The 12,481-nt window shown below is 57.8% G+C and carries 6 protein-coding genes; all 6 read right to left on the bottom strand.

Annotated elements, in window-relative coordinates:
* A partial coding sequence (locus tag QZY07_RS04685; protein WP_295400187.1) for a WcbI family polysaccharide biosynthesis putative acetyltransferase occupies positions 1-1,641 on the bottom strand: 1,641 nt, incomplete at its 3' end.
* A 92-nt stretch (positions 1,642-1,733) separates the two neighbouring features.
* The gene (locus QZY07_RS04680; RefSeq protein WP_295400185.1) at positions 1,734-3,440 is read right to left on the bottom strand and encodes an FkbM family methyltransferase; all 1,707 of its coding nucleotides are present in this window, start codon (positions 3,438-3,440) and stop codon (positions 1,734-1,736) included.
* A gap of 2 nt (positions 3,441-3,442) precedes the next feature.
* Positions 3,443-5,482: a class I SAM-dependent methyltransferase gene (locus tag QZY07_RS04675; RefSeq protein ID WP_295400183.1), complete on the bottom strand. Its 2,040-nt coding sequence runs from the start codon at positions 5,480-5,482 to the stop codon at positions 3,443-3,445.
* 132 nt (positions 5,483-5,614) lie between these two features.
* Positions 5,615-5,875: a DUF2442 domain-containing protein gene (locus QZY07_RS04670; RefSeq protein WP_295400182.1), complete on the bottom strand. Its 261-nt coding sequence runs from the start codon at positions 5,873-5,875 to the stop codon at positions 5,615-5,617.
* Between the two features lie 103 nt (positions 5,876-5,978).
* A complete protein-coding gene (locus tag QZY07_RS04665) occupies positions 5,979-6,509 on the bottom strand; it encodes a transposase (protein WP_295400180.1) in 531 nt (176 codons plus the stop codon).
* A 46-nt stretch (positions 6,510-6,555) separates the two neighbouring features.
* Positions 6,556-12,357, bottom strand: a complete 5,802-nt coding sequence (locus QZY07_RS04660; RefSeq protein ID WP_295400178.1) for a glycosyltransferase — start codon at positions 12,355-12,357, stop codon at positions 6,556-6,558.
* Positions 12,358-12,481: the final 124 nt, after the last annotated feature.

Raw genomic sequence — 12,481 nt, 5'->3', positions numbered from 1 at the left:
TGCAATCATTTCCACCTGCTCAATATGCACGCATCCTTCATTTAAAAAAAACAACTTTCTCCCGTATCTTTTTTTTACATAGTCATTAATAAAAAAAATGATATTAAAATTTATTGCTCCCGTATAGATGTCTCGGTAATTTGGAAGAAGAGGAAAAACAACCTCTGCTTCGGTGCCGCCCTCAATTGCATAGACAAAGCGTGGCAAAAAATACATCATAAAATGGCAATAATTGTAAGATGCATTGTCGTAACCAATAAAAGCAGATTTTAATTTGATTGTTGGAGCGAGAGACTGCTTGAGGAAAGTCATATCTTTTTCTTCGTAAAGATATGGATTAAAGATGCCGTACCGGTGGCTGGCCCTCGATTGATCAACTACCCGTAAATCATTAGTCAACAACGTTGCTTCTGACCGAGGAAAGCAGACCAACGTGGCATCGGGAATTGTTATTGCAGAGAAAGTTGCTGGAGCATAATTGACCTCATTAACAAATGGCGCTTGCGTAACAATTTTTTCTTTTAATTGATCATCGCTGAATATGAATCGCGTATCGCGAAAATCAGGTAGCGTGAACGATATTTGAACTTCTTGAGGAAACGCAAGAGCATTGATCGAACCCAGTGGTTGCATGGTTTCAACTGGGGAGACCGACTCATTCTCGGTGTCCGTGTCTAGCGGGCTTGGTGGTATCAGGGTAAGGGAAGAAATCTGTTCTTGCCAGCGGTCGATGTTGGCCCAGTCCGCATCCGGGTGATACGATGCGTAGGCAGTCAAGAAGTCAACCGCATCCTTAGTTTCCAGGATTGCCTGAAGAAGATGGCCCTCGGGTAAGGTTCTATAGAATGCCATGACGCGACGACAGTAGTCATCTAGTGGCAACCAGCGTGAACCGGCGAAAGCGTTCCGCTGGGCGTCTAGTGGAAGGCCAAGATGCTGCTCGACGGATGGGAGAAGCGGCAGATGGGGCTTTGATAGATAATCTTCGCCTTCCGGGCTGACTGATGGCGGAAAACCAAGTTCACACAAAATACGATTGGCGATTTTTGCCATCATGGTCCGTGTGGGATGGTTGATTGTATGCCCTACCGGTTCTAAACGGCATGACTCTTCATAAAGATCGGAGACACGAAGCATCTGATGTTCTTGCTCTCTGTCCTGAATCGCTTTGATCGCCACATGGAGTTGGGAATTCACGAATTCGCGCGTATAAAGATCAGATGAGTAGAGAGTCTTTGATGCCTCCTGATCGGACATGCCTATGACAGTCATGGCGGCGATGTGTAGGTTATGGTAACGCATTCTCAGCGAGGGAAACCGTCCTTCGCTGCGTCCAAGATAATACCAACAAGGCAGTTGTCCTCTGAAGAATAGCGAAGGAATAGTAATTACCCGACAATCGGGGCGGACCAATTCGAGAATTGATGCGAACGAAAGCCAGCCGATACCGCGATACCCACCGCGTACTGGCTGCGCGATAACAACATCGGCTGATTTCACCTCTGTCCGAAACAGCGCTTCGTCGGCGATCGCTTCGGGAGTGTGGACTTCCCGCACACTCGACATCCAGTCAGGATAGACCTCGGCAATCATCTTTTGTAAAGGCGTCATCTGGCAATTGCCATGAAAATAAATTCGCATCTGCTCCTCGTTCAATAAGCGGCTATCGCAGTGGATTTTACAGTGGCGTACAAGTGGCGGCGATCAACAAGCCTGGGGGTTCCGAATCCCTGTTATTGTTTTGATAGAGGGTTGCCTTTTTTCTCCAGTGCCTCCTGCAATATGGCCTGCAACCGACGCCGCTCATCTGCAAGCATCGTGTCCATTTGCTCCTGAGAGGGCCAATCAAATTCGTTAATCTGCTCCAGATAAAGCTGCTCATTGCCATAGCCTTTCGCGAGAAAAATCTCCTCGGTGAAATTGCTTCCAACCTTACCGATATATCGCGCCTGACAGATCACGGGCATCAACCGTATGCGGTTGAGGAAAATCGTCGTCACATGTTTTGCGGCATCCTGGGACATTGACCGCGAAGCCAGGCCAAGACTTTCATAGTAATCCAGGATCGCAGATTTGCGGCGCTGTTTGTAGTCGCAGGCCGCGAGGGTACTGAGATAGGGGCCGAGAACCCGTATCATCTCCAGCCAATGACGACGCGTGAGTCCAAATCCCCAAGAGTGTCCCATGGGAATGATCTGGGTGGCGCAGCGGGCTTGGTCGTCGAGACTCAGGCGGTGGTCACCATACGCGGCAACATAACCCACGCGATCATGTGATCGCTCGGAGAGGGCAAAATCGAGCAGTTGATCCATTGTCCAGAGGTAATGAGGCCCGAGGGCCATGTCATCTTCAAAAAACATTGCGGCGGCGTAACGTTTTTCGTGAAAGATAAAGTGTTCTGCTCGATTGAAATTGAGACCGATACCGAGATTAAACGGCGCTTGACGAACAATCCCCTTGGGGAAATGATCGCGAAAGACCTCGACACAACGGTTCAGATCCTGGTCATCCGCGTATCGTGTGCCACTGTGAAAATTCACGCCACCGTCCTGAAATAGGCAAACGAGTCGTTGATTCCAGGAGATGTCCTGTTGAGCCTTGAGACTCGTGAGCGTTTCGTCCAGATAATCGGGGCGATTGAACGACATCACGACGACCGGATAGGGGTGATGACGCTCGAAGTTCGACGGGGTTTGATCTGGATTCATGGCACTGCCGGTCCGACTGGGTGGTTGACTGACGGACGCTGGGCGGCGCGGAAAGCGCTTATTCGGTGGGGCGTCCTTGGGAAGATTGGCATGAACGGCGGCATCGGAGACATAGATGACATTGGCCCGGCGGAGATGACGGCGGCCATGACGCTCGAAGGCCTGCTCGAAGAGGTGGAAAACGAAATAGCCGAAGGATTCCATGAACGACGAAAGATCAGCCAGCAGGGCATGTTTGTCGTTGAGCGGGTGCATACCCGCTTCCACTTCAACGAAATCGATCCGTTCCTGGGATAACCACTCAGAGAACCCATGCAGCACCTTGAGGTCATGGCCTTCGGTATCGATCTTCAGGTAATTGATGCGGTCAATAGTTACCGCTTGGCAGAAGGCATCGCCGGTCGTGACCGTGATGTCTTCACGGTCACAACGGTCTGTCGGGCGGGCGATGCGGTTTGACACGGAGGTTCCCAGGGCCGTGAACTGCGCCGTTCCCGAGTGGTCAGCGAGGGCCAGTTGATGGCAACTGACCCTAACGTTGGCGGCAAAGGTGGCGCTCAATTGTTGGAAGGAGGCGCTGGATGGCTCGAAGGCGAAGATCGTAGCCTGGGGGAATAATGACAGATAGGCCGCCGTGCTTTGCCCACAGTTGGCACCGACATCGAAAACGACTTCAAAGGCCAGTTGCGGATAGTGGCGAAGCAGCATCCGCATGGCGTCTTCTTGATTCATGTCTAGCTTTCCCTCTTCACCGTAAACAGATGACTGACCTTGTCAAAACCGGTCACGCTGGTATCCCGCGAAACGTCAACCGGGAGCAGCCCCCGGCTGCTGCAGACCCGAAACACCTCCGATTGTGGAAAGGCATGTAACTCCTGACCCTGCAACTGGTCCATGTTCGCCAGATAGCGTTCGGTCGAGAAGCGGTAACCATCGATGGCCGTCACAAGTTGGAAAACGGCGACCCCGCCGGGACGCAGATGCGAGAGCAGTTTCTCCAACAGGATGCGGATGACCGGCGGCGGATTATGTTGGAAGACGAGCTTTGAATAGAAGACGTCATGCTCCGGGACTTCCAGCCCCGCGATGTCGTCGACGCGCCGGAGCGTCACATTGCGAACGGCATCGTGGTCCAGATATTGGCGGGCGAGTTGCAGGTGTGGCTGGGAAATATCGAATGCCGTCACCTGGGTGAAGGCATCGGCGAGAAAGCGGGTGACGCGACCGACGCCGCAGCCGAATTCCACGGCATGGCTTTCTGGTACGGGTGGAACGCCCATGGCGCGCAGGCGATCAAGCAGATGCGTGACTTCCGCCTTGCCCGTGGCGTAAAAGGCCGCTTCGTTGTCGGGCAGGTTGTGCGGCTTGAATTGTGGCGTGCTGAGAACGGAAAAATGGGGTTCGACCTCGCCCAAGCCCGACCAGACCCGTTGCACATGGTCCAGTAGACGCGCCAGTGCCGCGGGCGGAGCGGTGGTTTCGATCTCTTGGGGCGTGAAGGCCGCCGCGGCGCGTCCGATGATGGCAGGCGCCAACAGACGAAAGTTCGCTTTGCCAAACTCCGGCGAGGCCATGAACCGCTGACGCAGACCCGACAGATCCTTGGCCGCCGCCAGGTGCCTGTCGACCCGGTCCTGCCCTCCCTCGGGAGGCCGTCCCAGCAGCATCCGGTACGCGGCATGGACGTCCACCCGGTCGATCATCTGATAGTCGGCGAACTGGTCCTCCCAGGTGACCTGGTAGGCCTTCGGCAGCACGGCGATCTCCGGGTCACCGGCGAGGATCTTGAGCGTCCACAACTCGGTAGGTTCCAGGAGACGGTGCAGCGTGCCGTCGGTGCCGATAAGCACGAGCGAGAGCGTCAGGGTCCAGGTGTCGATGGCCAGTTCGTTCGTCGGGACACGGAGGGTCTCGGTGACAGGGATATCCGGGGCGAGAACCCAGGTGGCGGCGGCGGGGATGGCACAAGGGCGCTCCGTCTCCGTCGGGGTCAACCGGATGGACACCGACGCTGACAGCGGTGCCCCCGCCGCATCCAGCCAGGGTAGCGGGCCGTCGTTGCAGAGGTGGAGTTCCAGGTGCAACGGCTCGCCCTGCCGGAGCGCGCTCGGTTTGTCACGGACCACGAAGGTGTGGGCAAACGGGTTGGACAGGGCCTGGGTCTGCGCCTCGGATTGCAGCGCCAGGAGCCGGTCGCGGACCGCTCCGACCGTTGGCACCAGATCCTCCGCGGGCAGCAGGCACCAGAAGTTGTCGATGGTGATCAGTTCCCGCCCCAGGCGGTCCGCCAGGACCCGCGCCCCGTTCATGACATCCGGGAAGCGCGGGCGGAAATCGTCCCCGCAAGCGACGCCGGTCGGTTTGAGGTGCTGGGTCCAGAAGTCCAGATTCTCTTGCAAGGTCGGGTTTTGGTGTACGGAATCTTCGTAGAAGAGGTCGATGGAGCGGGACCAGTCCTGCACGTCGCGCGGACTGTAGCCCTGGTGTGGAACGATGTTGGGGCAGTCCTGGGTGTAGGCCTTGAATTGCTCCAGGCCGTAGGTGATGCCGTGGCGCTGCTCCATCGGGCGCACGCCCTGGTTGCCGACCCAGGGGTCGATACAGTGCAAGACGGCCGAGGCGGGCACGCTCTTGGCCCAGGCGACACTGGAGCGTCCAAATAGCGAGCCGATCTCCACGGCCACGCCCTGTTCCGGGACCAGGGTGGCGACGGCCTCGATGGCGCGCAGTTGAAACTCGGTGACTTGTCCGGGGATGGCTAGATTATAAGGCATGGTTGGCTCCCGTCGGCGAAGCGTCGGTTGGCTGCTCTGCGAGGGCCTTCGCAGCGGTTGGTTGTGCTTCGGTCAATCGTTCTTCCGCCGGTTGTTCGCTACGGATCCGATCCCTGCACAGGTTGGTTTGCGTCAGGCTGCTGATTTGGTTTGCTTGTGCAGCAATTCCAACAGAAATTCTGGCGCCAAGTCCGCCCCGTTTGCCCAGGCAACGGTTCCCAGTTCGGGGTGTTGATGGGCGGTGTTGAAGGCTGCCGGGTCTTTGAGGGGTTCAAATACCTCCCCCCAGAGTTCGCCGGAAAGATCGATTTCGCCTTTCGTGCCGTTGTTGAAGGTGACATAAAGCCGGTAGTTGTCTCGCGGTTCGACGGCAATGGTATGAAGAAATGGCATGGTCTTACTCCAGAGGGGCAATCGGCATGAGCGGTTTGCGCTGTTCGGCCAGGTTCCAGTCCAGTGCATAGGATGCGCTGAGGAACGAAGCGCATCATTCGCGTTATTCGTTTGCCGGTATGTCGAAATTTCCGGTATGTCCCCAATTAATTGGATAAATGCCCAACTCCACAAAACGATGAAAACTTGAATATGGCCAGTCGGCAACTTGTCGTACTTTCTTATGCTTGACGGGATTCCAGTGGATATAGTCAACATGGGAATTAAAATCGTCTTGGCCTGTTAATAGATGCGCCCAGAATCGCCGTTGCCATATGCCGCGTTCTCGACGTTTTTCCCGGCTTTGTGAAATTCGCTCACCAGTAGGTATTGTTCGGGAAAAATGACTTTTAAGCAAACTCCAGCGCATTGAAAAATCCGCATCCTCAGTCGGCAGTGTCCAAATGCAATGCAGATGATCCGGCATGATAACAATTGCTTCTATTCGGAATGGTTTACGGTGCTTGACATAACGAAAAGCCGCCCGTAACAAATCAATCTGTTCAACCAATAGGTGATTATCTCGTCGCTCCGCCAGATTAACCGTGAAAAACCAAGTGGAGTCTGGTATGTAAAAACGACGATAATCAGTCATGCTTTACCTTATAACTCGAATGATGCGCTTCGTTCCTCAGCGCATCCTATGGCCCTTCTACTGGCTGTTCGCTCAGGCGCAGCTTGCTGAGGAAGACACCGATTAGGCGCCCATCGTCGTTGATGCCGAGTTCCAATGGGGATCTAGGCGCGGGATGTTGAAGCGATAATTCAAGAACGCCCGACAGGGGAATGAGTTCGACCGGCACGGTGATCGATAAGGAGCGGAGTTGATCGTCGTCGAAGGTCCAGTCTACGGACAGGACATCATTGAGTTGTAGCGTCACGTCGGTTGGTCCGATATTCAAGATATGACCACTGAGTTCAAGGTGCAGTGTGCCGGTGGGGATCTCAGTCAGGCGTAGCGCCAGAACAGCAGCGGCCTCGGCGGTCCAACGACCGCCCGGTTCGGCGAAGTGCCAACCCGACAGCAAAAAGGGGCCGGATTCGCGGTCGTTGCCAAGATCTAGCCACTGTCCCAGGGGATAGGAGGCGACCGCGTCAGCATCGAGTGTGTGTCGAGGGGCGGCGGCGGGCCTGGTGCCTTGCTCATGATCCGGCTCGTTCTCGGTGAGCGGATGGGAAGACGGAGAAGCCGTCGTCGGGTCGCTGAGGTCAGGAGTGGACGCTGCGTCAGGGAGTGGATGGTGAGGTGCGACTCGAGACTCGCTCAGCGGATCCTGGCGCGCAGTCATCTGCGCATCGGGTTGATCTGCGACGGTGAGAACGAGACCGGTGACCCAGACGCCGAGGGTTCGTGAGTCCGAGCCGGTGCCTTGCTGCGCGGGCGACGTGGCCTGTCGGTTGCGCAAACCCAGCGCGAGAAAACGGCTTCCGCCCAGAGCTTCAGTGGAAAGTACGAGCGTGCGCCGACACGGCTGATCGTCGGCAAACGTCCACTCTTCCGCGAAGGTGTCGTTGACCAGGACAGCGACTGTCGCGCCGCCGTCCGCCTCGGTGCCAAAGGCGCGCAGATCGAGGGTCAGGGAGATCGCGTGTTCGGGGACGGAGTCGAGCAACAGGTGAAGAAACCCGCCGTCGCCGTTGCTCCAGCGTCCGCCTGGCTCGGCCTCGTACCAGCCCGGCCCCAGGAAGGGTTCGATCAGATGCTCATCGGAGACATCTAAATAGGTTCCCAGTGGGTAATAGATGCCTAGGGGAAAGACGCAAGCGCCCGAGTGCAACCGTAACCAGTTCAGCCGCAGGCCGAGTTGCCGATCATCCTCGCCGATGCCCAGCGCATGGGGGTTGACGGTGCGGTCGGTCCGCAGGACGAGATGGAGCGGTTCCTGATCGTCGGGCAGGCTGTCCACCGGAATCGTGAGTGCCAGGGTGTGCGGCTGGTCATCGGGAAAGACGAGGGTTCCAAGGTCGGCCCCGTTGAGCCATACCTGGACGGTGCGTGGGCCGGTCAACTCGGTCCCAATGGCCTGTGCCTGCAAGGACAGGAGCATCGGTGCGGTGGGTTGCGGTCCGTCGAGGCGGAGGCGAAGCTCGCCTTCCAGCCCCAGGATCCAGGTTCCCGCCACTTCGGGGGGATACCAGCCCGACCATCGGTAAGGGGTGGCGGGGGCCGCCCACCGGCTCGCCGTCGGTGGCGTCGTAGTGAAGTCGAGCCGTGTGTCGAGCGGATAGGTCGTGATCGCGGGCCACGCTGGATCGGCCACTGGATCGTCCGGGGGCGATGACTCCTCCAGGCTCACCCAGCACGCCAGGAGACCGAACGCCAGGGGTTGCTGATGCTTGCCGAGCTTGAGGGTGAACGGCGATCCGACCGGATGGCTGATGAGATCCAGGATCAGGGGTTGGCGACGCTGACGCACGGCGGGCGGTAGCCTGAGCGAACGGGTCTGGATGCCGTCATCGCTGAAGGACCAGGTGGCCAGATGCGTACCGTTGGCAGAGACCAGGATGGTCAAGGGATGTTCAGGGGTCGCCACCGGGCGTAAGGTCAGGTTGAACACCAGATCCTGCTCTGGGGCGGCATGAAGGTGCAGCAAGAGCCGTGCGCGCTTGTGCGCCTGCCAAGCGCCCCAGGCCTGATCGGTATCCCAGGCCCCGTCTAGGAATCGCGCGGGGTGTGTCTCCGGGTCGAGAAACGCGATCCGCGTTCCGGGTGCGAGGAAGGTCGGCGGTGTCTTCTCGCCGATTAGCTGTTGGACCGCCAGCAGGGCGCTAGGGCTCTCGACCAGCGTCAATTTGGCGATGCCGATTCCCACGAGGCGCTGATCCTTTTTGGCCGTTGTGACCGCGCTGATCTGGTAGAGCTGCCTGCTCTCGAAGCGGATAGCGACACGGCCATCCGCCGGGACGAGCGCGCGGGCGATGGGCAGTGAATAGGTCGAGAGTGAGAACTGCGTGAACAACCAATCACCGATCCATGTACCGTTCACCCAAATCTGGCAGTCAAGCGATCCGCCGCACGGAAACAGGGCCTGGGCCTGGGCAACCAGCAGCAGATCGTGCTGGGGCGGGGTCGTGAGGCGCAACTCAATCCCTGCGGTTTGGCCTGCGGTCCAGCCGCCCCAGTGTTCGGTTGGGTGCCAGTCGCCACGGCGATAGCGGACGGCGGTTTGTTGATCGGACAGGTGCAGGATCTCGCCGAGCGCGTAGCGATTGGGGCGCGGCCCGTCCTGCACGGGCGAGGTATTCAGGATGGCCACCAAATGCGCGGCCGACTGACGCCAGTCATAAGGCGAATATTGGTCGCGAATCAGCGCTTCCCGGGTCTCGCGTGCAGTGCGACTCGTCAGATAGTAGTAGAGACGGGTATACCACTGGTTGAAATCGAGCGGATCGAGCAAGTCCGTCACGGCGGGGGCGATCTCTGGCATCGAGGAGGTGTTCGAGGCCAGACAGATCTTGCCATAACGCAGGCTTTCGGCGATTGGCAGACCCCAGCCCTCGTACAGCGAGGGATACACGGTCAAGAGGCAATGCTGATAGAGCCATTCGAGATCGTCGTCCTCGATGTTTTCCAGCAGCTGGATATGCGTGTTGACGCGCCGATCCTCGCGCATCGCTTTGGCGACCTCCTGTCCGTTCCAGGCAACCCCGCCGACGATGATCAAGCGCGGGCAGCGTCGGCCCAGTGCCGACGCCAGACGTACCCAGAGATCATAGAGAAGACGATGGTTCTTGCGCAGATGAATGGCACCCACGCAGAGTACGAAGTCCTGCTCCGCCAATTCCTGCCGCAGAGCCTGAGAGCCTGGATCGGGAATCCCGTCGCTGGGGGACGGGAGGATGCGAATCTGATCGCCCTCGCGCAAGACGGGAATCGCTGGGGCATGATGTTCGGCATTGAGCAAAAAGGCCTCGAGATCGCGCCGTGTCGATTGCGAGATGGCGATGAGCCGATGCGCGGCGATGGCCAGCAGGTGCAGGTGACGATCAAAGACGCTGGCGAAGCCGTCATTGAACCAGAACGGGAACATCGTCGGAACGATGTCGTGAAGGATCGGGGTCAGGTGCAACCGGTGGTGGCGGCTGAGATTGATCACGCCCTCGGTGTAGTTGGCGTTCTGCATCCAGGCGCTCCCAGCGACGAGAAAAGGCGTGCCTTCGGAGAGCGAGAGCGAGAGCGACTCGAGAGGGCCTTTGTCATGGGCCGAGAGGAACAGGCTAAGCTGATCGGGCGACAGCATGGTCTCGGGAATCGCGACGAACTGGCGCAGCTTATTGTTCCAGGCAACATAACGAACCTGAACATCAGGAAGCGCTTTCAGGGCATGCGCAAGCGCCATCTCGACCCGCGCAATGCCGGTCCAGCGCCCGCAATGATTGGCGCTAGTGGTGACATCGAAGACGATGGCGCACCGCAGATGCTCGCTAGACGAGCGAATAACCGTGGATTGGGCGATGACCGTCCGGCGTGGCTCGAAGGTCGCACGCGTTCGCTCATAGAGGTCGCGAGTCGCCTCGATGTGACGCGCCCAACTGAAATTCTCACGAATGTAGCGCCGCTGCGCCTCGATGTCCTCGGGACGGCGAGTTTCGGTATAGGCCTCCAGAATTGTGGTTCGGATCGATTCCGGGTCGGACGGGTCGCAGTAACGGGCCAGGTCGCCAAAATACTCCCGCTCGGCGGAGCGGTCACTCAAAACCAACGAAGCTCCCGCCGCTGCGCCCTCTAGGGCCGCTAGGGGCGCACCCTCAGACCAACTCGGCAGGACAACGACGCGCGCGCCCGCATAGGCCGAGATCAGGAGGTCGGAATTCGGCTCGATCCGGTCGACGAGATGGACATCGGCATCGGCATAGCACCGAACCTGTGCGAGATAGTGTGCCGAAGGGGTATGACCGACCAGTGCCAGGGGTAGCCCGGAACCCCGCATGGCATGGACGAGCATGAGTTGGTTCTTGCGGGCCTCGATCCGCGCCGGGCATAGAATATAATCGCGCAGACCGGTATGTTCGGCGAATAGGGCGGGATCGCCCTCGGCAAACCGATGCGCATCCACTGGGTTATGGATAACTGTACTCGCAGCTGGTCGGGCACCGATGGCCGCCAGGTATTGCCGTTCGAGTTCGCTGAGCAGGATGACATGATCGCTTTCGGCGATCATCTCGCGCACCATGGCGAAATAACCCGGTAGCGGTTCAGGCGGGAAGTCTTGTCGTTCCTGCGGGATCCGATGCTTGCGGCGCAGTTGTCGTAGCGCGCTGTCGATCTCATCGGGCGTGCGCGTACCATCAAAGAGGGCTGGGATCTGGGTTTCCCACAGAGGACGCTCCGAGAGATCGAGATAGATCGGCGAAAAGACGAAGGGTTTGTTCAGCCCGTGGGCGCGCCGGATCATTCCGAGCGCGGAGGTTGGTGCCCAGACGTTGAATCCATGGAGCAGATCGAACCGTTCCAGATCGGCCTGCGGAAAATGCAACATTTCGACATGCAGACCTTGCTCGCGCATCTCATTGGCCGTGCGCGGCACACGCACGGAGGGACCGCCAGGTGATTTGCCTTCATTTCCGTGCAGCAGCAACCCGACATGGCGTAGTGTGGGTTCCGTGCTGGTCTTGTCCATCGTTACGATGGGGGTCAGTCCAGCGTCGGTCAGTAGTTTGCGAAACAGGCGATCATGTCCATCGGCCCAAGCATCCCAGGTACGATCAAGTACGGTCGCCCGTAACCGACGATTCTTTTCGACCAGCTTCAGCAGTACGCGCCGCAGATCCTGTACGTCTCCGGTGTTGAATTCGATATGCGGGAATTCGGAAACCCAGCCAATGGGCGGTGCGATCACCTCGGTTCCGCAGGCCAATGCCTCGACGACGCACATGGGACCGCCTTCATAAAGTGCCGGAACCAGGACATAGTCCATCTGGCGATAAAAATCGGGCATCTGTCCATCCGGTACCTTCATCGCCGGCCCCGGCCATCCCTCACCCGTAAAGAACCATTCGATTTCAGGGATATCCATGACCTGGGCAACGATATGCTCGCCTTTGCGCCCAGTATGATAAGTACGCCCAACCACGCCGATCTTCAGGCAGGGAGTAAAGCTGTCGAGATCGACGCCGGGTGAAATCGTCGTGACCGTTTCGATGCCCTGATCGCGCATGATCTTTTCGTAAAACTGCGAGTGACAGGTGCAATGATCGACATGACGAGCAACATGGAAAAATTGTTCGGCCGTCTTGGGGTCTTGCTCCAAATGCGCAAAATAAGCGACCTCAATGGGTGAGATCCGCTTTCGCCAAGTCGAATAAGTCACGTAGTACTGCACCGTTGCCTGCGGGTTCGGTGCGTTGCTGTAGGTGACGTAAGGCAAACGTGACTCGATTTCTCTTGCGAGCCGTTCCAGGATCCAGCCCTGATCAGAGGTGATAATATTGACAAATGACATGTTAAGGGCACTGGTTCAGTTCAATGTGGAAAGAAAAACCAAGAAATCAGGTAGGTGAGGGGATCTGCCGCAAAGAGGTGAAACCAATAGTCGCACTCCAAGCGCAGTCAATACAGGGTTTCCC

Source organism: uncultured Thiocystis sp. (assembly GCF_903866365.1).
Classification (GTDB): domain Bacteria; phylum Pseudomonadota; class Gammaproteobacteria; order Chromatiales; family Chromatiaceae; genus Chromatium.
This window is presented reverse-complemented; position numbering and strand designations above follow the sequence as displayed.